The organism is Mesorhizobium sp. M4B.F.Ca.ET.058.02.1.1, assembly GCF_003952505.1.
Classification (GTDB): domain Bacteria; phylum Pseudomonadota; class Alphaproteobacteria; order Rhizobiales; family Rhizobiaceae; genus Mesorhizobium.
Genome location: NZ_CP034450.1, coordinates 4,224,012 through 4,243,699, shown reverse-complemented (window position 1 = coordinate 4,243,699; position 19,688 = coordinate 4,224,012). Strand labels below are relative to the sequence as shown.

Annotated in this window: 23 protein-coding genes; 14 read left to right on the top strand and 9 right to left on the bottom strand. The window is 64.8% G+C overall.

Annotated features, from left to right (window positions below; all coding sequences use genetic code 11):
- Nucleotides 1-254: 254 nt before the first annotated feature.
- The gene (locus tag EJ073_RS20780; RefSeq protein WP_126057417.1) at nucleotides 255-554 is read right to left on the bottom strand and encodes a hypothetical protein; all 300 of its coding nucleotides are present in this window, start codon (nucleotides 552-554) and stop codon (nucleotides 255-257) included.
- A gap of 266 nt (nucleotides 555-820) precedes the next feature.
- Between EJ073_RS20780 and rlmN the strand changes: the two genes are divergently transcribed.
- The 5 genes from rlmN (at nucleotide 821) to EJ073_RS20755 (ending at nucleotide 5,395) form a co-directional block, all read left to right on the top strand.
- A complete protein-coding gene (gene rlmN, locus EJ073_RS20775) occupies nucleotides 821-2,056 on the top strand; it encodes a 23S rRNA (adenine(2503)-C(2))-methyltransferase RlmN (RefSeq protein WP_126057416.1) in 1,236 nt (411 codons plus the stop codon).
- Nucleotides 2,053-2,529, top strand: a complete 477-nt coding sequence (locus tag EJ073_RS20770) for a hypothetical protein (protein ID WP_126057415.1) — start codon at nucleotides 2,053-2,055, stop codon at nucleotides 2,527-2,529. Before rlmN ends, EJ073_RS20770 begins: the two co-directional genes overlap by 4 nt.
- A gap of 177 nt (nucleotides 2,530-2,706) precedes the next feature.
- Nucleotides 2,707-3,930: an argininosuccinate synthase gene (locus EJ073_RS20765; protein WP_126057414.1), complete on the top strand. Its 1,224-nt coding sequence runs from the start codon at nucleotides 2,707-2,709 to the stop codon at nucleotides 3,928-3,930.
- Nucleotides 3,931-4,118: 188 nt separating this feature from the next.
- Nucleotides 4,119-4,697 carry a hypothetical protein gene (locus EJ073_RS20760; protein WP_245455302.1) on the top strand — a complete coding sequence of 193 codons (579 nt, stop codon included), beginning with the start codon at nucleotides 4,119-4,121 and terminating at the stop codon, nucleotides 4,695-4,697.
- Between the two features lie 230 nt (nucleotides 4,698-4,927).
- On the top strand, nucleotides 4,928-5,395 hold the full coding sequence (locus EJ073_RS20755; protein ID WP_126057413.1) for a hypothetical protein: 468 nt from the start codon (nucleotides 4,928-4,930) through the stop codon (nucleotides 5,393-5,395).
- A 102-nt stretch (nucleotides 5,396-5,497) separates the two neighbouring features.
- On the opposite strand, the gene EJ073_RS20750 is transcribed toward EJ073_RS20755, so the two are convergent.
- Entirely contained in the window at nucleotides 5,498-6,295 is a 798-nt protein-coding gene (locus EJ073_RS20750) for a lytic transglycosylase domain-containing protein (protein WP_126057412.1), read from the bottom strand.
- Nucleotides 6,296-6,457: 162 nt separating this feature from the next.
- Between EJ073_RS20750 and EJ073_RS20745 the strand changes: the two genes are divergently transcribed.
- The 8 genes from EJ073_RS20745 (at nucleotide 6,458) to rpsP (ending at nucleotide 14,296) form a co-directional block, all read left to right on the top strand.
- Nucleotides 6,458-7,705: an NAD(P)/FAD-dependent oxidoreductase gene (locus tag EJ073_RS20745; RefSeq protein ID WP_126057411.1), complete on the top strand. Its 1,248-nt coding sequence runs from the start codon at nucleotides 6,458-6,460 to the stop codon at nucleotides 7,703-7,705.
- Between the two features lie 84 nt (nucleotides 7,706-7,789).
- Nucleotides 7,790-8,887, top strand: coding sequence for a putative zinc-binding metallopeptidase (locus tag EJ073_RS20740; protein WP_126057410.1), 1,098 nt, complete (start codon nucleotides 7,790-7,792; stop codon nucleotides 8,885-8,887).
- A 64-nt stretch (nucleotides 8,888-8,951) separates the two neighbouring features.
- Entirely contained in the window at nucleotides 8,952-9,560 is a 609-nt protein-coding gene (locus tag EJ073_RS20735; protein ID WP_126057409.1) for a DUF1236 domain-containing protein, read from the top strand.
- Nucleotides 9,561-9,725: 165 nt separating this feature from the next.
- Nucleotides 9,726-10,694: a type II CAAX endopeptidase family protein gene (locus EJ073_RS20730; protein WP_126057408.1), complete on the top strand. Its 969-nt coding sequence runs from the start codon at nucleotides 9,726-9,728 to the stop codon at nucleotides 10,692-10,694.
- Entirely contained in the window at nucleotides 10,694-11,635 is a 942-nt protein-coding gene (locus tag EJ073_RS20725) for a glycosyltransferase (protein ID WP_126057407.1), read from the top strand. The genes EJ073_RS20730 and EJ073_RS20725 overlap by 1 nt, the downstream gene beginning before the upstream one ends.
- A 276-nt stretch (nucleotides 11,636-11,911) precedes the next feature.
- Nucleotides 11,912-13,510, top strand: coding sequence for a signal recognition particle protein (gene ffh / locus EJ073_RS20720; RefSeq protein WP_126057406.1), 1,599 nt, complete (start codon nucleotides 11,912-11,914; stop codon nucleotides 13,508-13,510).
- Nucleotides 13,511-13,517: 7 nt separating this feature from the next.
- Nucleotides 13,518-13,844 carry a chorismate mutase gene (locus EJ073_RS20715; RefSeq protein ID WP_126057405.1) on the top strand — a complete coding sequence of 109 codons (327 nt, stop codon included), beginning with the start codon at nucleotides 13,518-13,520 and terminating at the stop codon, nucleotides 13,842-13,844.
- A gap of 50 nt (nucleotides 13,845-13,894) precedes the next feature.
- A complete protein-coding gene (gene rpsP, locus EJ073_RS20710; RefSeq protein WP_126057404.1) occupies nucleotides 13,895-14,296 on the top strand; it encodes a 30S ribosomal protein S16 in 402 nt (133 codons plus the stop codon).
- Nucleotides 14,297-14,369: 73 nt separating this feature from the next.
- Here the strand turns inward: rpsP and EJ073_RS20705 are convergent, their stop codons facing one another.
- The 6 genes from EJ073_RS20705 to EJ073_RS20680 form a co-directional block, all read right to left on the bottom strand.
- Entirely contained in the window at nucleotides 14,370-14,633 is a 264-nt protein-coding gene (locus tag EJ073_RS20705) for a glycine zipper domain-containing protein (RefSeq protein WP_126059294.1), read from the bottom strand.
- A gap of 129 nt (nucleotides 14,634-14,762) precedes the next feature.
- Nucleotides 14,763-15,287, bottom strand: a complete 525-nt coding sequence (locus tag EJ073_RS20700; RefSeq protein ID WP_126057403.1) for an SRPBCC family protein — start codon at nucleotides 15,285-15,287, stop codon at nucleotides 14,763-14,765.
- Between the two features lie 19 nt (nucleotides 15,288-15,306).
- Nucleotides 15,307-15,717, bottom strand: coding sequence for a DoxX family protein (locus EJ073_RS20695; protein WP_126057402.1), 411 nt, complete (start codon nucleotides 15,715-15,717; stop codon nucleotides 15,307-15,309).
- 145 nt (nucleotides 15,718-15,862) lie between these two features.
- Nucleotides 15,863-16,354 carry an SRPBCC domain-containing protein gene (locus tag EJ073_RS20690; RefSeq protein WP_126057401.1) on the bottom strand — a complete coding sequence of 164 codons (492 nt, stop codon included), beginning with the start codon at nucleotides 16,352-16,354 and terminating at the stop codon, nucleotides 15,863-15,865.
- A gap of 53 nt (nucleotides 16,355-16,407) precedes the next feature.
- Nucleotides 16,408-16,752 carry a metalloregulator ArsR/SmtB family transcription factor gene (locus EJ073_RS20685; RefSeq protein ID WP_126057400.1) on the bottom strand — a complete coding sequence of 115 codons (345 nt, stop codon included), beginning with the start codon at nucleotides 16,750-16,752 and terminating at the stop codon, nucleotides 16,408-16,410.
- A 139-nt stretch (nucleotides 16,753-16,891) separates the two neighbouring features.
- Nucleotides 16,892-17,797 carry a bestrophin family ion channel gene (locus EJ073_RS20680; RefSeq protein ID WP_126057399.1) on the bottom strand — a complete coding sequence of 302 codons (906 nt, stop codon included), beginning with the start codon at nucleotides 17,795-17,797 and terminating at the stop codon, nucleotides 16,892-16,894.
- Between the two features lie 189 nt (nucleotides 17,798-17,986).
- Between EJ073_RS20680 and EJ073_RS20675 the strand changes: the two genes are divergently transcribed.
- Complete coding sequence (locus tag EJ073_RS20675; RefSeq protein WP_126057398.1) at nucleotides 17,987-18,394, top strand: ACT domain-containing protein; 408 nt, start codon at nucleotides 17,987-17,989, stop codon at nucleotides 18,392-18,394.
- Nucleotides 18,395-18,584: 190 nt separating this feature from the next.
- Here EJ073_RS20675 and EJ073_RS20670 read toward each other — a convergent pair whose 3' ends face one another.
- On the bottom strand, nucleotides 18,585-19,619 hold the full coding sequence (locus tag EJ073_RS20670) for an aspartate-semialdehyde dehydrogenase (RefSeq protein ID WP_126057397.1): 1,035 nt from the start codon (nucleotides 19,617-19,619) through the stop codon (nucleotides 18,585-18,587).
- Between the last annotated feature and the right edge of the window lie 69 nt (nucleotides 19,620-19,688).

Sequence of the window (19,688 nt, the reverse complement as noted above, 5' to 3'; positions counted from 1 at the left end):
ACGCGGCTGCCAGACGCGCCGCGACACCCACATGGCGTGCGAACGCCGCAGCAAGCGGTATTTTCGGGATATGCCGGCCATGACGAGCCTCGTGGTGATAGGCCCGGCCTAGCACAATGACGGAGCCGATCAACCCGCGCGGCGAGTCCGACGCTATGCCGGCAACGTCTCGGAACGGGGTTCAAGCAGATGTGATCGGAATACCCGCCGGCGTGCCGGCCGGCGGGAAGGTCGGCGTGCGTGCTTGGCGATGTTCACATCGCCATTTTTTCACACTCGGCCTGGGCCTTCTTGGTCGAGGTGTCGATCATGTAGGTTTTGCCCTTGGCGTCTGTCATCATCATCATGCAGTGCTTGATTGGCTTCGCCATCTTCATCATCTCGGCGCTCATCTTGGCGTCCGGCATCATCGTGCCCATATGGCCGTCGGGCGTGATCGCCGTTACCTGGCCGGCCTTCATCATGGTCATCGTTCCCATCGTGTCTTCGGCAAATGCCTGTGTCGCGGAAAGGCCGAGGAGGCCAGCGATGACAATAAGCTTGATCGAGTGCATTCCGCATACTCCCATTTTGCAGGGGCACAGTTGCCCCTTTCAGGGTTCGCGAAGGCGCCTTGGGTCGTTACGCCAACACGAATATGTGATCGATTTGCGCAGTGCGAGGGATGCGGCGCCGCCTCGCGGCGGTCGAGCGAATGATGACACGACTGGCAAGGTCGCGCCCGCCCCGCATGACTCCGCTCCGAACCTGTGCTATGCGCCGCGCTTCATTTCGGGCACGATGCTGAAATCGGCCGCAAACCGCTTATATTGGCGCAACCATGACCCTTTCACTTGATCTTACCGCCGAAGGCGCGCGCGACGCCTTGCGTGCCCGCGCCGCGCCGGCCGAAAAGCCGACGCTGATCGGCCTCACCCGGGCCGAGCTCGGCGCCGCCCTGGTCGAGGCCGGCATCGTGCCGGAGCGCCAAGCCAAAATGCGCGCCCAGCAGCTCTGGCACTGGATGTATGTGCGCGGCGTCTCCGACTTTTCCGGCATGTTCAACATCTCCAAGGATCTGCGCGCCGAACTCGACAGGCATTTCACCGTCGCGCGGCCCGAGATCGTCGAGGAGCAGATCTCCGCCGACGGCACCCGCAAATGGCTGTTCCGCTTTCCGCCGCGCGGCGCCGGCCGCCCGGTCGAGATCGAGACCGTCTATATCCCCGAGGAAGGCCGCGGCACGCTCTGCATCTCCTCGCAGGTCGGCTGCACGCTGACCTGCTCGTTCTGCCACACCGGCACGCAGAAGCTCGTGCGCAACCTGACCACCGAAGAGATCCTGGCGCAGCTGCTCACCGCCCGCGACCGGCTCGGCGACTTCCCCGACCGCGACACGCCGGACGGCGCCATCGTGCCGGCCGAGGGCCGCAAGGTGTCCAACATCGTCATGATGGGCATGGGCGAGCCGCTCTACAATTTCGAGGCAGTGAAGAAGGCGCTGCTGATCGCCTCCGACGGCGACGGCCTGTCACTGTCCAAGCGCCGCATTACGCTCTCGACCTCCGGCGTCGTGCCGGAAATCTTCCGCACCGGCGAGGAGATCGGCGTCATGCTGGCGATCTCGCTGCACGCCACCAATGACGACCTGCGCGACCTGCTCGTGCCGATCAACAAGAAGTTCCCGTTGAAGGAGCTGATCGCCGCCTGCCGGGCCTATCCCGGCCTCTCCAATGCCAGGCGCATCACCTTCGAATATGTGATGCTGAAGGACGTCAACGATTCCCTCGACGACGCCAAGGCGCTGGTCAAGCTGCTCAAGGGCATTCCGGCCAAGATCAATTTGATCCCGTTCAACCCGTGGCCGGGCACCAACTACCAGTGCTCGGACTGGGAGACGATCGAGAAGTTTGCCGACTACATCAACAATGCCGGCTATGCGTCGCCGATCCGCACACCGCGCGGCCGCGACATCCTCGCCGCCTGCGGCCAGCTCAAGTCGGAGTCGGAGCGCATGCGCAAGGTGGACCGGCTGGCGCTCGAAGCCATGATGATCGCGGGGCACGGCGAGGCGTGAGCCGCTTCATCGCCTACCTCATCCGCTTCGCCGTCATCCTTGTCGGCTACATCGCCGCCTCGCTGGCGGCCAGCGCCTTCCTCAACATCCTGTTCCTGGGCTCGCTCGGCTATACGCCGGACCAGGCTCACCCGACGGCGACCGCCTCGCTCTATTTCTCGATCCCCTTCGTGGCGCTGTTCGTCGCCTATTTCGCCTTCATGCCGGCGACCGTCGTCATCCTCGCCGCCGAGGTCCTCGGACGGCGCGACTGGCTGTTCTATGCGATCGCCGGCGGCGGCGTCGCCGCGGCCTTCCTCGGTTTCGTCCGCCAGAGCGGCGATCCCAACTTCGTCGTCACCGATACCAGCGCCATACTGGCGGTAATTGGCTCCGGCATGGTCGGCGGTATTTTCTACTGGCTCGCCGCCGGCCGCTGGGCCGGCAGCTGGCGCGAGAGCGAGCCTGTTTCGCCTGGGCCGTCAGGATCTTGAGCGCGAAGGCCGAGAACACGCCGCCGAACAGATACGACCATCGGCGTCACCGTGGCCAGCGGCCGGACGGCGGCGTCTGGTCCAGCGTTCGGCTATCAAAGACCGTTCCTCTCTTGCGCAGCCCGGAAACGCCGTGATACCTCGCCCGCGAAACCTTTCCCCGCGGAACCGCCTAAAATGTCCAAGACCAAGAACGTGAAGAAAGTCGTGCTCGCCTACTCAGGCGGCCTCGACACATCCATCATCCTGAAATGGCTGCAGACCGAGCTCGGCGCCGAAGTCGTCACCTTCACCGCCGACCTCGGCCAGGGCGGCGAGCTGGAGCCGGCGCGCCGCAAGGCCGAGCTGATGGGCATCAAGGACATCCGCATCGTCGACGTGCGTGAGGAATTCGTCGCCGACTTCGTCTTCCCGATGTTCCGCGCCAATGCCGTCTATGAAGGCACCTACCTGCTCGGCACCTCGATCGCCCGGCCGCTGATCTCCAAGCACCTCGTCGAGATCGCCAAGGAAACCGGCGCCGACGCGATTGCTCACGGCGCTACCGGCAAGGGCAACGACCAGGTCCGTTTCGAGCTGTCGGCTTACGCGCTTAACCCCGACATTAAGGTCATCGCGCCGTGGCGCGACTGGTCCTTCAAGTCGCGCACCGACCTGCTGAACTTCGCCGAGCAGCACCAGATTCCCGTGCCGAAGGACAAGCGCGGCGACGCGCCGTTCTCGGTCGACGCCAACCTGCTGCACTCCTCCTCGGAGGGCAAGGTGCTGGAGGATCCGTGGACGGAGCCGCCGGAATTCGTCCACCAGCGCACCGTCTCGCCGATGGACGCGCCGGACAAGGTCACCGAGATCGAGATTGAGTTCCTCAAGGGCGATCCGATTGCGCTGAATGGCAAGAAGCTGTCGCCGGCGACGATGCTGGCCGCCCTCAACGACCTCGGTCGCGACAACGGCATCGGCCGGCTCGACCTCGTCGAGAACCGCTTCGTCGGCATGAAATCGCGCGGCGTCTACGAAACGCCCGGCGGCACCATCCTGATCGCCGCCCACCGCGCCATCGAATCGATCACGCTCGACCGCGGTGCCGCGCACCTCAAGGACGAGTTCATGCCGCGCTATGCCGAGCTGATCTACAACGGCTTCTGGTTCTCGCCCGAGCGGCTGATGCTGCAGGCGATGATCGATAAGAGCCAGGAGGACGTCGAGGGCACGGTGCGACTGAAGCTCTACAAGGGCAATGTCATGGTCACCGGCCGCAAGTCGAAGAAGACGCTTTATTCCGACGCGCTGGTCACCTTCGAGGACGACCGTGGCGCCTACGACCAGAAGGACGCCGCCGGCTTCATCCGCCTCAATGCGCTGCGGCTGAGGACGCTCGCGGCGCGCACGCGCAAGGGCTGACATAGCGCCGTCGTGCGCTGTGCCGATCCCGCGAAAGCCGAAACGACGCAAGAAACCCGGTGGAGACGCCGGGTTTTCTATTTTGCGTTCCTAATATAAGCAAAATAAGAACGACCAAATGACGTTTCCCGTTTGACCTTTCGGTAGCTTCATCTAAGTTCCGCCGCGGGATTGACGGGGTTTTGACAGTGAAAAAAGGCATTTTTGTTCTGCTGGCAACTTCCGTCGCTTTCGCGGCGTGCCAGACCGCGCAGGCCGCGAAGCGTGAGCCAAAGCCGGATCTGGACGGCTGCATCGCCGAAGCCCGCGCCTGGAACATCACGCTCAAGCACGATATCGCCGGTTTCATGGGCGTCTCGCTGGAGCGCATGCCGGCCTTGTTCTGCGAGCGCCTTGCTGCCGGCGTGCGCAGCGGCCGGATCACCTATTCCGATATAAACAACCTGCAGCTCGACCAACCGACCGAAATCTGGATGGTCCTCAAAGGCAAGCCAAAGCCGGCCGCGGTCACGCAAGCCCCGGCACCGCGATCGTCAAACTTCCGTAATTGCACCGGGAGAGACGGCATCTTCCAGGTTCCAGCTTCCCGGAAATGCCCCCCAGGCGGCTACGGGCATTTCGAGCAGCCGTCCGAAAGGGAGATTAGCGCCAGGTCGAAGGCGGCCACCTCAGCGCCGCGGAACCCCAAATTCCATACCTGCTCAAATGTTTTCACCGGCACCTTCGAGGTTCCCGCTTCCCGGAAATGCCCCTTGGGCGGCGGCTAATCGTAATCTACCGGGGTCCCGACGATGATCGAGGGCAGGCCAAGGGCGGCTCCTCCAACGCTGCGGAACTCCAACTTGTTTACCTGCAGCGGTATTGACGGCAGCTTCCAGGTTCCCATTTCCCAGAAATGCCCGTTGAGCGGCTACGCGCATTGTTGAGAGCGAGTGATTGGGCTTTGACCCTGCCCCATAGGCAGAAAGCAAGGCAGCGGAGTGGAGGGACTTCGACAGTGAAGAACGGTCTTTTTCTCTTGCTTTCAGCGGCAGTCATCTTCGGCGGATGCCAGTCCTCGCAGGCCCTGGCGGCGCCGACGTCCAAGTTCCGTACCTGCAGCGGATTTGACGGCCCCTTCCAGGTTCCCATTTCCCAGCAATGCCCGGTGAGCGGCTACGCGCATTCCGACCAACCGACCAAAATGGACAGCAAGGGCAGGTCGAAGGCGGCGACGGCACCACGGTCGTCCAAGTTCCGTACCTGCAGCGGATTTGACGGCCCCTTCCAGGTTCCCGCTTCCCAGAAATGCCCGGTGAGCGGCTACGCGCATTCCGACCAGCCGACCAAAATGGACACCAAGGGCAGGTCGAAGGCGGCCCCGGCGCCGCGGTCGTCCAAATTCCGTAACTGCAGCGGTATTGACGGCAGCTTCCAGGTTCCCATTTCCCAGAAATGCCCGTTGAGCGGCTACGCGCATTATTGAGAGCGGGATCGAACCTGATCGTTTCGAGCGATTGGCTTTGACACCGCTCCATAAACAAAAAGCCCGGCGCATGGCCGGGCTTTCTGTCGAGTGGAGATGGCATCAGTTGCCGTCGATCGCCTCCGCGATGCGGGCAATGGCCTGCTGGTAGACGCTGGCCGAGTTCCAGCCGGCTATGGCGCCCATGTTCGCCTGATAGCCCGCGCCGGCCCGCCAGCCATGGCCCTTGAGGTAGTTGGCGGTGGAAGCGAGCGCGGTATTCCTGTCGCGCAGATTTCCGTTGCCGACGCCATACTTCAGGACGTTTCCGGGCAGGAACTGCGTGTGGCCGATCTCGCCATGCATGGCGCCGACCGAAGCGGAGGTCAACGTCCCGCGATCGACCAGCTTCAGCGCCGCAATGGCATGCGGATAAAAGTAGTCCGGCCGGCGGCAATCATAGGTAAGCGTCAAAATAGCGGACACCGTGTTCTGGTTGCCCATGGAGGCGCCGAAGCCGGTCTCCATGCCCCAGATGGCGAGCAGCACGCCGGGCGGCACGCCGTAGGTCGCTTCGATCCTGTCGAACAGCGCCGCGTTCGACTTCTTCAGCGAACGGCCCTTGGAAATGATCGCAGCCCCGCCGCGGCGCTTCATGAAATCTTCCACCGAGCCGCTGAACGCCTTGTGGATGGCGCGGTCGGCGGAGATGGTCCTCGTCGCGTAGGTCGCGCCAGCCAGGGCGGACAGCCCCCTCGCTCCGACCCCTTCGGCCTGGGCCTGGGCGGCAAAGTCCTGCTTCCAGGCTTCGAAGCCGGCGCTGTTCTTGCCACAGCTGCCAGCCGCCTGCGCGCCTGTCGCCAGCGCAACCACCGCCGCCACCACGGCCGCAAAAATCTTTCCCTTGGCAAGAAATGCCATGCTGTTCTCTCCTGATCGCCTGAATCACGTCCCGGTTGCGAATTTGCCAGTGAAGCGCCCGATTGTCACCGCCCCCACGGCTGCACTGGTTGCTCGATGCTGGCCAATGAAGCGGAATTTGCCTACGATCAAGTATTTATTGTGGCGGGGGGCGCGATACACATGGGCGATGTTGATGTTGTGATCATCGGGGCCGGCTCGGCCGGGCTCTCAGCCGCGAAAACCCTGAGCGCCGCCGGCTTGTCCTTCAAACTGCTGGAAGCGATGGACCGAATCGGCGGCCGCGCCTGGACCAGCGACCGGCATTTCGGCGTGCCCTTCGACATCGGCTGCGCCTGGCTGCACGCGGCGGACCGCAATCCCTATTTTCCCGAGGCGCAAGCCGCCGGCTGGAACCTGCATCACCACGACATGAATGTCGATCATCTCTACTACCGCCAGCGCAAGGCGAGCGAGGCGGAAGAGGCCGAGATGAAGGCCGCCGACGCGAAGCTATTCGAATTGCTCGCCGCCCACAAGGTCGAGGAGGGTGACGACGACCGGCTTTCGGCGCTGCTCGCCAGGGGCCAGGCGCCGCGCGCCGCCGCCACCTTCGCCGGTCCGATGGACTTCGGCGCCGACGAGGACGAGATATCGATCCGCGATTTCCAGGCCGCCGCCGATCTCGACCCCAACTATTTCAGCAAGGAAGGGTTCGGCGCGCTGGTCGCGCGTTTCGGCGCCGACGTGCCGGTCGAATTGTCGACCCCGGTGCGCAGGATCTTCTGGAACGGGCCGGATGTCGCTTGCGTCACCGATCGCGGCACAATCCGCGCCAGGGCGGTCATCGTCACCGCCTCGCCCGCCGTGCTCGCCTTCGAGGAGATCGCGTTCTCGCCGGCCCTTCCCGATGCGCATTTTTCCGCTTTCTTCGACCTGCCGATGGGCATGCTGACCAAATTGCCGGTCGAGATCAGCGGAACCCGGCTCGGCCTGCAGCCTTTCGACGATTTGCTGGTCGAGCGGCTGGCCAGGCACGACATCTACTTTCTCTGCTTTCCCTTCGATCTCGACCTGATGGTCGGCTTCGTCGGCGGCGACTTCGCCTGGGAAATGTCGGCGGCCGGCGAGGCGGCCGGTATCGATTTCGTCGTTGACCGGCTGTGCGACATTTTCGGTGCCGACACCCGCAAGCATGTCGGACGCGCCATGATGACCAATTGGGGCGGCGAGCGTTACGTGCGCGGCGCCTATGCCGCGGCGCGGCCCGGGCGATCGGAGGCGCGCGCCACCCTGATGCGGCCGGTGGCGGACAAGATCTTCTTCGCCGGCGAGCATCTGGCGGGACCGCTGATCCAGACCTGCGGCGGCGCTCGGCTGTCGGGCGAGAGCGTGGCGCGGCAGGTGGCGGCCGTGCTTGCGGCCGAATAGCGCTGAAACGCCTGGTCGCGGCCAGGCGTTTGGGTGGCGCGAGATCGCGCCCTATATGCGGGCGCTGATGGGTTTGAGTGCCATATGAAGCTGTTCGACTGCCCGCAATGCGGCCACCGCCTCTATTTCGAGAATGCCCAGTGCCTGAACTGCGCCAGCCTCGTGCTCTATGATCCCGAGCACGCGCGTTTCACGCTGTCGGATGTTGATGGCGCCTACCACTGCACCAATGCTGACGAATGCGCCTGCAACTGGCGGACGGAGCCGGGCCAGGCCTTTTGCCGCGCCTGCGCGTTGAACCAGCTCATTCCGGACCTGTCCGTGGATGGGAACCGCCGGCGCTGGATCCGCGTCGAGGCCGCCAAGAAACGCGCCATCTATTCGCTGCTCGCCTTCGGCTTGCCGGTCGCGCCCAAGCAGAGCCCTGGCGACGAGGCGGGCCTTGCCTTCGATTTCCTTGCCGATCCGATCGGTGGCGGTCCTGGTGGCGAGCGCATCCTCACCGGCCACGACAATGGCCTGATCACGCTCAACGTCGCCGAGGCGGATTCGGCCGAACGCGAGCGACGGCGTGTCGCGATGGGCGAGAACTATCGCACGCTGCTCGGCCATTTCCGCCACGAACTCGGCCATTATTATTGGGACCGGCTGATCCGCGACGATCCGCAAAGGCTTGCCGCATTCCGCGCCCTGTTCGGCGACGAGCGTGCCGGCTACGAACAGGCGCTGACGGCCTACTACGCCAATGGCGCGGCGCCGGACTGGCAGCAGGGCCACATCTCGGCCTATGCGACCTCGCATCCCTGGGAGGACTGGGCCGAGACCTTCGCGCACTATCTTCACATCACCGACACGCTGGAGATGGTGCATGCGCTGAATTTTCCGCTCGGCCGGCTGGAGACGGTGGATGCCAACGCCCTGCCGCGTGGTGATACCGGCGGCGAACTGCAGACCGCGCCCGCCGAACCAAGGAACGCGCCTGAGCCTTTCGAGAAGATCCTTGACCGCTGGCTGGTGCTGTCGGAGGCGTCCAACTCGATCAACCGCTGCATGGGCTTGCCCGACCTCTACCCCTTCGTCATCTCGGGCGTGACGGCGCATAAACTGGCCTTTGTCCACAACCTGCTGACCGAATTGCCGAAAGAAACGGGAATAATTCGTGAGCCGGCACGGGCATTTTAGCCGGAACGCATAAGGCCTGGCTTCGTTTTCGTCCGCGAGGGAGCCTGAAAACGGAGTGAAATCCATGAAACTCATACTGTTTCCCGCGGTCGCCGCTGCGCTCGCCGCCTTGTCGGGTGTTGCGCTGGCCGAGACCGCCGTTTCGGCTGTTGCCGATCTCAACGTGCGCGCCGGACCGGGCCCGCAATATCCGGTCATCGGCGTGCTGGCCGCGGGCCAGTCGGCAACGCTCGAAGGCTGTATCGCCAACAGCAAATGGTGCACCATCGCCGAGACCAACGGCCGAGGCTGGATCTATTCGGACTATGTGACCGCCGATTTCGGCGGCAACGCGGTCGTGCTGACACGGCGGCCGGCCGATGCGGGCATCGCCGTCGTCGAGCAGCCGGATGACAGCGACTATTCCGACAACTACACCGGCGCCATCATCTCGGCTGAACCGGTCGAACCAGTCGAACCGATCGCCAGGCCGCCGGCCGAAGTGGGCACCTATATCAGCACCCATCGGCTCGATCCGGTCTATCTCGACGGCGAGGTGGTGACGGGCGCGACCTTGCCCGACAGTGTCGAGTTGCGCGAAATCCCCGACTACGACTACCGCTATGTCTATGTGAACAACCAGCCGGCGCTGGTCGATCCCGGCACGCGGCGTATCGTCTACGTGATGCGCTGACAAGTGCCGGCCAACAGGCGGTCGCCCGTCGAACGGTGCGGCCGCCTCTGCACAAATGCGCAACCACGAGCGCAAGCCGTGGCGAGGATGATTGCGCGCAAAGCGCCGATCCCATAGATCAGGCGACCCGGATGCTCGCCAGTCGCGTTCGGCAAGGGGAACCGCGTGATCATCGACAGAACCGCCTTCGAGCGCTACCGGCGCTCGCCGAACGCCAGGACAACCCCGCTCCGCCTCTTGCTTGGAACCGCGATCGTCGTGCTGTTCTGGATGGCGGCGACCCTGGTGGTGCTGCTCGGCGGCACCTATGCCTTCATCGTCTGGCGGGCCTCGACGGGAGCCGGCCGGCCGGCCGGCGGCCCGGTCCAGGATTTCCTCGCCTCGCCGCAGGGTATCCTCACCGCGCTGCTCTCCTTCGCCGGCATCTGGATCGGCCTGTGGGTCGCCATGCGCTTCGTGCACCGCGAGCCGCTTGCGGCGCTGGTCGGCGAAAGCCACCGCGTTTCATGGCTGGACTTCCTCAAGGGGCTGATCGCGGTGCTGATCACCTCGCTTCTTTCGGAGATTCTGCTCTACTGGCTGCAGCCCGAGATCGCGCGCGGCGCGATCAGCCTGTCGACATGGCTGCTGTTCCTGATCCCCATCGTGCTGCTCGCTTTGCTGCAGACCTCGTCCGAGGAGGCGCTGTTCCGCGGCTATCTGCTGCGGGGGCTGGCCAGCCGGTTCAGCAGTCCGCTGATCTGGGCAGGGCTTCCGCTGATGCTGTTCAGCGCGCTGCACTGGAGTGCGAGCTCGACGCTCGCCATCAATGCCTGCGTGCTGGTCTCGATCGCCAGCTTCGCGCTCGTGCTGACGCTCCTTGTCTATGCGACCGGCAATCTGGGAGTGGCCCTTGGCGCCCATCTCGGCAACAATCTGACCGGCTTCCTGCTGATCTCGCACCAGCAGAGCTACAATTCCTTCGCCCTGTTCAACGCCAGGCCGCTAGAAGGCCCCGGCTGGACCGGTTTCGACGCTGTCCTAATCGCCGCGATCGGTATCGTCAGCAGCCTGCTGACGGCGCTGCTTCTGCTGCATCCGCGCTCACCGCTGAAAGTCGGGGCGGCGACATGGCGCGGCGGTGGGCCGGTCTGATGCGCATAACACTGGTGGTGGATGGGGCGATCCCCTGCGCTGGTTATGGCGGCACCGAGCGGCAGGTCGACTGGCTGGCGACGGAACTCGCCCGCCTCGGGCACAGCGTGGTCCTTGTCGCCGCCGCCGGCTCCAGCCATCCGCATTGCGAGGTGCGGCAGGCGGCTTCGAAGGCGGAATGCCGGGCCGCTATTCCCACGGACACCGACATCGTCCACTTCAACAGCTGGTTCCTCGATGTGCCGTTTCCAGCTCTCAATACCGAGCACGGCTATCTTCCGGGACAATCGCGGCCGCAACCGAACTGGAACTTCGTCAGCGCCAGCCACGCCCGCAACCATGGCCGCCAGACCTTTGTCTACAACGGTTTTCCGGTCGACGACTACCGGCTCTCGGCGACAAGGAATGACCGCCTGCTGTTCCTCGCCGGCGTCGCCCGCGCCGGCAAGAACCTCAACCGCGCCGTCGACCTGGCCAAGACATTCAATTTTGCGCTCGACATCGCCGGCGGCCCGCGCTGGCGCCTGCTCACGCGCAGCCAGGTGCGGCGCCAGGGGGTCTTCTTCAAGAGCCTTGGCCGCCGCTATCGTTTCCACGGCGTCGTCGGCGGCGCCGAAAAACTGCGGCTGCTCGGCGAGGCCAGGGCATTCCTCAATCCGATCGCCTGGGAAGAGCCGTTCGGCATGGCCCCGGTCGAGGCGATGCTGTGCGGCACGCCGGTGCTGACGACGCCGCGCGGCGCCCTGCCGGAGATCGTCGACGCGGACACCGGACGTTTTTTCGACACCGATGCCGAGTTTGCCGCGGCGCTTTCCGCGATCGCCGATCTTTCACCCGGGCGCTGCCGGGACTCCGCGGCCGACCGCTTTCCGATCACCCGGACGGCGCAGGCCTATCTCGAACTCTATGCCCGCATCCTCGACGGCGAAACGCTCCCCTGAGCCGTCGCGCCGGCCGATTTCGGCCCGTATCTTGACTCCCGGGGCGTTTTCCTGTCTACACGCCCCTAATTCCGCGACGAGTATCCCTCCGAGCAAGCCGACCAGGACGCCGAAGCCTCTAGAGGCCAAGTGCTGTAAACCGATCCTGGAGGCCAACACCCGGCAGCGCAAGGCGCCCCCGGGTGCTTTTTGGCTTTGGACTTTGCTTGTTGGACATCGGGCGCGAACGCATTACCTCTCGGACATCATCCGGATGCCCCGAGAAAAGGAACCAGAATGTTTGAATCCCTTCAGGAGCGCCTTGGCTCCATCCTGAACGGCCTGACCGGCCGCGGCGCGTTGTCGGAGGCGGATGTCTCCGCGGCGCTGCGCGAGGTGCGCCGCGCGCTGCTCGAGGCCGACGTGGCGCTGGAAGTGGTTCGCTCCTTCACCGACAAGGTGCGCGAGAAGGCGGTCGGCGCCGCCGTGCTGAAGTCGATCAAGCCCGGCCAGATGGTCGTCAAGATCGTCCACGACGAACTGGTCGAGATGCTGGGCGCCGAGGGCGTCGCGGTCGACCTCAATGCGCCGGCGCCGGTCGTCGTCATGATGGTCGGCCTGCAGGGCTCCGGCAAGACGACGACCTCCGCCAAGATCGCCAAGCGCTTGACCGAGCGCCAGAACAAGAAGGTCCTGATGGCCTCGCTCGACACGCGGCGTCCCGCCGCGCAGGAGCAGCTGCGCCAGCTCGGCGAGCAGACCAAGGTCGCGACGCTGCCGATCATCGCCGGCCAGAGCCCGGTCGACATCGCCAGGCGCGCCGTGCAGGCGGCCAAGCTCGGCGGCCACGACGTCGTCATCCTCGACACCGCCGGCCGCACCCATATCGACGAGCCGCTGATGGTCGAGATGGCCGACATCAAGAAGGTGTCGTCGCCGCACGAGATACTGCTGGTCGCCGACTCACTGACCGGCCAGGACGCCGTCAACCTGGCGAAGAGCTTCGACGAGCGCGTCGGCATCACCGGCCTGGTGCTGACCCGCATGGACGGCGACGGCCGGGGCGGCGCCGCGCTCTCCATGCGCGCCGTGACCGGCAAGCCGATCAAGCTGATCGGCACCGGCGAAAAGATGGACGGGCTGGAGGAATTCCACCCCAAGCGCATCGCCGACCGCATCCTCGGCATGGGCGACATCGTCTCGCTGGTCGAGAAGGCGGCCGAGAACATCGACGCCGAGCAGGCGGCGGCGATGGCCAGGAAGATGCAGTCGGGCAAGTTCGACCTCAACGACCTCGCCGGGCAGCTTCAGCAGATGTCGAAGATGGGCGGCATGGGCGGCATCATGGGCATGATGCCGGGCATGGGCAAGATGAAGGATCAGATGGCCGCGGCCGGCCTCGACGACAGGATGTTCGCCCGCCAGCTCGCCATCATCTCCTCGATGACCAAGGCCGAGCGTGCCAATCCGGATATCCTCAAGCATTCGCGCAAGAAGCGCATCGCCGCCGGCTCCGGCACCGACGCCGCCGAGATCAACAAGCTGCTGAAGATGCATCGCGGCATGGCCGATATGATGAAGGCGATGGGCGGCAAGGGCAAAGGCGGCGGCCTCATGCGCGGCATGATGGGCGGCCTCGCTTCCAAGATGGGTCTCGGCGGCATGATGCCCGGCGGCATGGGCGGTGGCATGCCGGACCTGTCCAAGATGGATCCCAAGCAGCTCGAAGTCTTGCAGAAGCAGGCGCAGGCGGCCGGCCTCGGCAAGGGCTTGCCTGGCGGGTTGCCCGGCGGTCTTGCCGGGGGTGGTCTACCTGGCCTGCCCGGCGGCATGAAGCTGCCCGGCCTTCCGGGCCTAGGTGGCGGCGGCCTGCCCGGCCTTGGCAAGAAGAAGTGAGGGCGCGATGAACGAGGACAAGGACATGGCCGACGCACGCGCCACCCTGGCCGGCTACCGCGCTTCGATCGACAACATCGACGCCGCCCTCATCCATATGCTCGCCGAGCGCTTCCGCTGCACCAAGGCAGTGGGCGTGCTGAAGGCGGAGCATGGCCTGCCGCCGGCCGATCCGGCGCGCGAGCAGCAGCAGATCGCCCGCCTTCGCCAACTGGCGAAGGATGCGCATCTCGATCCCGATTTCGCGGAGAAATTCCTTAACTTCGTCGTCCGCGAAGTGATCCGTCACCACGAACAGATCGCCGCTGCCAACGGCGTGACGAAAACCGGTTGAGACCCAACCCAGACCATCAAACGAAAATCAGAGCTTTTTAGGAGAAAACAATGGCACTGAAGATCAGACTGGCCCGCGCGGGCTCGAAGAAGCGTCCTTACTACCACGTCGTCGTCGCCGACGCCCGCTCGCCCCGCGACGGCCGTTTCATCGAGGCGCTCGGCTCGTGGAACCCGCTGCTGCCGAAGGACGGCGAGCGCGTCAAGGTTGACGCCGACCGCGTCAAGCACTGGCTCTCGCACGGCGCCCAGCCGACCGACCGCGTTCTGCGCTTCCTCGACGAGGCCGGCCTTGCCAAGCGTCCGGCCCGCTCGAACCCGAAGAAGGCCGAGCCCGGCAAGAAGGCGCAGGAGCGCGCCGCCCTTCTGAAGAAGGCGCAGGAAGATGCCGCCGCCGCCGTTGCCGCGGCAGCAGCTGCTCCGGCCGAGGCGGAAGCCGCCACGGCCGAGTAATCCGGCTCACATTGCTTTGCGAAAACGGCGGGCTTTGCCCGCCGTTTCTTGTTTCAGGCGTTCCCGGAAGGAATCAGTAGCCCTGCGGGCAACGGGCGATATAGACGCGCCCATAGCGATCCCGATAACGGCAGCGGTCCGGCTCGTTGGCCCGGCCAATCAACGCACCGGCGACAGCGCCGACGGCGCCGCCGACGACTGCGCCTTCCACCGGGTCATTCGCGACGGCAGCGCCTATCGCCGCCCCGCCCAGGCCGCCGACCGCAGCACCCTTTTCCGTCTGCGAGCAAGCGCCGAGCGCCATCAGCAGGGCCACTAAGACTATCGCTTTCTTCATCATCGTTTCTCCCCAACGGGAATGCGCCTGCACCCGCCTTGCAGCGATAACGCACAAAGACGTGATTTGATCCGCCCTGCAGTGCCGCGCGTCCCCCCGGACGCGCAAAGATGGTGCATTTTCAGGTAGTTATTCGGCGGCTCGCTTCAAGTTGGCGAGGCCGACCTCGAAATCCTTGCCGATCAGCGTGTCGAAATTCATGAACAGGCCCATCAGCTTGGCGATGAACGGACGGCCGCCGCGCATCGCCCAGGTGACGGTCGTGGTCTCGCCGGACGGCGTCAAGGTGAAGTCGACGCTGTTGTTGGCCCGGAACGGCTTTTCGAAATCGAGCTTCAGCGCCACCAGCGAGGATGGAACCGAGCTGGTGATCTCCATCCGCCCGACGCCTGCCTTGCCGTTGCCTTCCCAGGCATAGGCCGCGCCCTTGCCGCTTTCGGCGCCGGACAGCGTGCGCTTCATGTCCGGGTCGAGTTTTTCGTAAGGCGACCATTCGGGCCAGCGCGTGAAGTCGTTGATCAGCGGATAGATCGCCTCGGGCGGCGCCTTGATGATGGCCGAGCGGCTGACGACGAAATCGTTCGGCCGTGTCGCGGCGTAGATGAGCACGGCGGCAATGGCGACAATCAGGATAGTGAGGATGGTGGTGAACATTCTACGGTCCTCCCGATGCTTAGCGGGCAAACGGGATCAGCGCGCGCAGCCTGGGGTCACGCAGGAACAGGCCGGCCCACAGAATGATGCCGAGATAGACGCCGAACAGCGTGTGCGAGAACAGCGGGCTGTCGAGCCGCACTTTGGTGGCGATGGCGCCGCCCATATAGGCAGTGAGCAGGATGGCGCCGAGCACCGAGGTGCGCGGCAGTGCGTAGAGCGCGGTGGAGATCAGCCCGATGATGCCGAGCATACGCGCGGCGTTGGGATCGGCCGGCCAGCCGAGTTGCACCATCGTCTGGGTGACGATGTCGAGCGGCGGCAGTTTGATGGCGCCGTCGAAGATCATGAACAGCACGATGAGCGCGCTGAGCACGCGACCGGTCCACAGGGCACCCGACGACACGGGCGCGGTTTGAGCAATGCTCATTGACGTTCCCTCCTAATATTTTAGTTAGAACCCCGGCGTCTTTGCCAGGCTCGAACCAAGGACGCGGCACGCGTCGACCGTCCGACACGTGCCGGAATCTTTTTCACAGATGCGCGCGGCTCATTCCGGCGCGCCGCAAGGGCACTCAGAGTGTCTTGAGATAGGCTTCCAGCCGCGCGTAGCTCGCCATGACCATCTGGCCGAAGCCCATCTTCACCGCCATGTCGCGGGCGGCAACCGAGTTGGCGCGGATGTTGGCGACGATCCGCGTCTTGCCGCCGGCATCCTCGAACAGGATTGTCGTCACCATGTTGGGCGGCGGCAGGGTATCCTGCCACTGACTGCGATCGAGCGGGGCGTCGCGATAGATGATCCGCTCCGGCGGAGCGATTTCGAGATAGACGCTGTTGGTTGGGTATTCACTGCCGTCGGCGAAGCGCATGGTCAGACGGAATTGCCCTCCAGGCCGTACATCCATCTCGCAGACCGGATAGGTTGAGCCTTCCGGTCCCCAGAATCGCACCAGGTGATATGGATCGGTGAAAAGCTTGAACATCAGCGCGCGTGGCGCATCGAAGGTCCGGGTGATGATGATGACCGGGTCGTCGGATGGCGTGTCGATGGTCTGATCTGTCATGTTCCCCTCTCTGGATGTCTTGTTGCGCAAGGGCGGCAAGATGATTGGCCGGCTTAGCTTTTACCTGCGCCGGGATCACCCGCCTGCAAGGCTTGCAGATAGGTTTCCAGCCGGTCGAAGCGCGCGTCCCATAGCACGCGGTAGGTCTCCAGCCATTCGTCGATCTCGCGCAATGGTTCCGGTTGCAGGCGGCGCGGCCGAAACTGCGCGTCGCGGCCGCGCGCCACCAGGCCGGCGCGCTCAAGCACCTTGAGGTGCTTCGACACCGCCGGAAAGCTCATGGCAAACGGCTCCGCCAGCTGCGTGACGGAGGCCTCGCCGAGCGCCAGCCGCGCCAGGATGGCGCGCCGGGTCGGGTCGGCAAGCGCGGCGAGGGTCAGACTGAGGCTATCCGTCATATTGAACCAACTGGTTATATAACCTTTTGGTTCTATACGAGAGGCCGCCGGCCGAGTCAAGCGGCGGTGTCAAAAACAGAATCCAGGCAGCGCTCATCCGGCTCGCAAACCGGATGGCCAGGGCTGGAACGCTCTGGCCTCAGGAGAAATAGAACCGTTCGGCCGGGATCATCTTCGGCGCCGGTTCGCCGAGCGCCTCGAACACCGAGATCTCGCAGACGCGGCAAAGCCCATCCAGCGCAAGGTCGTTGGGCTGGGTGCCGAACGGATCCTCGAGCTCTTCCGAGAGCGCGTCGAGGCCGAAGAAGGTATAGGCGATCAGCGCCGTGAACAGCGGCGTTGCCCAGCCGGCTGGCGCGACCAGCCCGAACGGCAGCAGCAGGCAGAAGACGTAGGCCGTTCGCTGCAGCAGCAGCGTGTAGGCAAAAGGCAACGGCGTTCCGGCGATGCGCTCGCAGCCGGCCTGCGCGGCGGCGATCTCCGACAGGCGCTCGTCGAGGATACGGTAGCCGACCGCATCGAGCGCCCCGGACTTGCGCAGCGCCGCGATGCGCGCGCCCATCCTGCGTACCAGGGCATCGGGAGAGTTGACGGCCTTCACCACGGCTTCGGCCTCATCGCCGATGAAGCCGCGCGCTTCCGCCGTAGCATCCACCCGCCTGAGCAGGCCGCGCAGGAAATGGCAAAACGCGATCGCATCCATCAACAGGCCGCGCAATTCGGCCCGGTCCTCGATAAGGCCGGTCGAGGCGCGCGCCAGGTTGCGGATGTCGAAGACGAGCTGGCCCCACAGCTTGCGCGCCTCCCACCAGCGGTCATAGGCGGCGTTGTTGCGGAAGCCGAGATAGATCGACAGCGCCACGCCGAGCAGGGCGAAGGGTGCCGTGCCGGCATTGCCGAAGTCGAGCTTGAGAGCTTTGATGACCAATACCACCAGCGCGCCATAGGCGGCAAAACCGAAGATCTGCGGCAGGATGCGCGGCACCACCGAGCCGCGCATGATGAAGAACAGATGCAGGAAGCGCGGACGCGGGCGGACGATCATCAAAACCCCCAGACGGACCGGCTCCGGTCCCGATCCCGTCCATTGTGCTATGCAACGGCAAAGCAAGCTCGGTCGACAGCGACATTTCCGTGTCGCCCGGGCAGGCACTACCGGCGCTCATCCGGCCGGTCTAAGGACGAGGCGGCGGGCTCGCGAGACTGGCAGCCGCGCGCCGCCGAGGGAGGAAAAATGACCGGCGAAACCGATCTGCAAAAATTGTTGGCGTCGATGACGCCGCGACTGCTTCCCGATGTCCACGTCTTCGCGACGCTGGCGCCGGGCGCGACCATGCCGGATGGCCTCGATCCGGTCATGAGCTTTCGCGAGCAGGAAGGCCTTACGCTGATCGTGAAGGAGGACCAGTCGAGAGCGGTCGGCATCGACGGCATCTTCCGCTGCCGGATGATCACGCTGAACATCCACTCCTCGCTGGAAGCCGTCGGATTCCTCGCCGCCATCACCACGCGGTTGGCAGGGGCTGGCATGGGCGTCAATCCGGTCTCGGCCTTTTACCACGACCATCTGTTCGTCCCGGCGGATCGGGCCGAGGAAGCGATGGCGATGTTGATGGAATTGGCGGAGCAAAATCGGTTGTGATGCCGGCTCTCCACCGCCTGCTTGAGATGCCGGTGCCGCCCCTCATCCCCCTGCCGGGACCTTCTCCCCGTGAACGGGGAGAAGGAAGCTACCCGGCCGAAGGCCGAGCCCGCGACCGCGGGCCGCCGGTCGTCCGGCGCCCCCCGCGGAGGGCCCGCCGCGGCAGCGGCGGTGCGGCCCGCGAGCGAGATTATGCCGCCTTCTTCTTCGGCTGGATCAGGCCCCGCTCGACCAGAAGTTCGGCGATCTGCACCGCGTTCAGCGCCGCGCCCTTGCGCAGATTGTCGGAGACGACCCACATCGACAGGCCGTTGTCGACGGTCGAATCCTCGCGGATGCGCGAGATGAAGGTGGCGTCCTCGCCGGCCGATTCGAGCGGCGTGATGTAGCCGCCGTTCTCGCGCTTGTCCAAGACCTGGCAGCCCGGCGCCTCGCGCAGGAGCTCGCGCGCCTCGTCGGCCGTGATCGGCTTTTCGAACTCGATGTTGACCGCTTCCGAGTGGCCGATGAACACCGGCACGCGCACGCAGGTCGCCGTCAACTTGATCTTGGGGTCGAGCATCTTCTTGGTCTCGGCCACCATCTTCCACTCTTCCTTGGTGAAGCCGTCGTCGAGGAAGACGTCGATATGCGGAATGACGTTGAAGGCGATGCGCTTGGTGAACTTCTTGACGTCGACCTGGTCGGCGACGAAGACGGCGCGGGTCTGGGTGAACAGCTCGTCCATGCCTTCCTTGCCGGCGCCGGAGACCGACTGGTAAGTGGCGACAACGACGCGCTTGATGGTCGCCGCGTCATGCAGCGGCTTCAGCGCCACGACCAGCTGCGCCGTCGAGCAGTTCGGGTTGGCGATGATGTTCTTGCGCGAGAACAGTTCCACCGCGTCCGGGTTCACTTCCGGCACGATCAGCGGCACGTCCGGGTCATAGCGGAAGGCGGACGAATTATCGATGACGACGCAGCCCTGCTTGCCGATCTTCGGCGACCATTCCTTGGAGACGTTGCCGCCGGCCGACATGACACAGATGTCGGTGTCGGAAAAGTCATAGGTGTCGAGCGCCTTGACCTTCAGCGTGCGGTCGCCGAAGGACACTTCGGTGCCCTGGCTGCGCCGCGAGGCCAGCGCCACCACTTCGCTTACCGGAAAGCCGCGCTCATCCAGAATGTTGAGCATTTCGCGGCCCACATTGCCCGTGGCGCCGACTACCGCAACCTTGAAACTCATAAAGATCTCCTGTCCCTCTCCGCTTGGTTGGAGAAAACCCGCTGGCCTCATGCGGGTTCCGTCCCCCGG

Coding starts and splice junctions, on each gene's coding strand:
- EJ073_RS20780 (WP_126057417.1), bottom strand. CDS start 554: ATGCACTCGATCAAGCTTATTGTCATCGCTGGCCTCCTCGGCCTTTCC.
- rlmN (WP_126057416.1), top strand. CDS start 821: ATGACCCTTTCACTTGATCTTACCGCCGAAGGCGCGCGCGACGCCTTG.
- EJ073_RS20765 (WP_126057414.1), top strand. CDS start 2,707: ATGTCCAAGACCAAGAACGTGAAGAAAGTCGTGCTCGCCTACTCAGGC.
- EJ073_RS20750 (WP_126057412.1), bottom strand. CDS start 6,295: ATGGCATTTCTTGCCAAGGGAAAGATTTTTGCGGCCGTGGTGGCGGCG.
- EJ073_RS20745 (WP_126057411.1), top strand. CDS start 6,458: ATGGGCGATGTTGATGTTGTGATCATCGGGGCCGGCTCGGCCGGGCTC.
- EJ073_RS20740 (WP_126057410.1), top strand. CDS start 7,790: ATGAAGCTGTTCGACTGCCCGCAATGCGGCCACCGCCTCTATTTCGAG.
- EJ073_RS20735 (WP_126057409.1), top strand. CDS start 8,952: ATGAAACTCATACTGTTTCCCGCGGTCGCCGCTGCGCTCGCCGCCTTG.
- EJ073_RS20725 (WP_126057407.1), top strand. CDS start 10,694: ATGCGCATAACACTGGTGGTGGATGGGGCGATCCCCTGCGCTGGTTAT.
- ffh (WP_126057406.1), top strand. CDS start 11,912: ATGTTTGAATCCCTTCAGGAGCGCCTTGGCTCCATCCTGAACGGCCTG.
- EJ073_RS20715 (WP_126057405.1), top strand. CDS start 13,518: ATGAACGAGGACAAGGACATGGCCGACGCACGCGCCACCCTGGCCGGC.
- rpsP (WP_126057404.1), top strand. CDS start 13,895: ATGGCACTGAAGATCAGACTGGCCCGCGCGGGCTCGAAGAAGCGTCCT.
- EJ073_RS20705 (WP_126059294.1), bottom strand. CDS start 14,633: ATGAAGAAAGCGATAGTCTTAGTGGCCCTGCTGATGGCGCTCGGCGCT.
- EJ073_RS20700 (WP_126057403.1), bottom strand. CDS start 15,287: ATGTTCACCACCATCCTCACTATCCTGATTGTCGCCATTGCCGCCGTG.
- EJ073_RS20695 (WP_126057402.1), bottom strand. CDS start 15,717: ATGAGCATTGCTCAAACCGCGCCCGTGTCGTCGGGTGCCCTGTGGACC.
- EJ073_RS20690 (WP_126057401.1), bottom strand. CDS start 16,354: ATGACAGATCAGACCATCGACACGCCATCCGACGACCCGGTCATCATC.
- EJ073_RS20685 (WP_126057400.1), bottom strand. CDS start 16,752: ATGACGGATAGCCTCAGTCTGACCCTCGCCGCGCTTGCCGACCCGACC.
- EJ073_RS20680 (WP_126057399.1), bottom strand. CDS start 17,797: ATGATCGTCCGCCCGCGTCCGCGCTTCCTGCATCTGTTCTTCATCATG.
- EJ073_RS20675 (WP_126057398.1), top strand. CDS start 17,987: ATGACCGGCGAAACCGATCTGCAAAAATTGTTGGCGTCGATGACGCCG.
- EJ073_RS20670 (WP_126057397.1), bottom strand. CDS start 19,619: ATGAGTTTCAAGGTTGCGGTAGTCGGCGCCACGGGCAATGTGGGCCGC.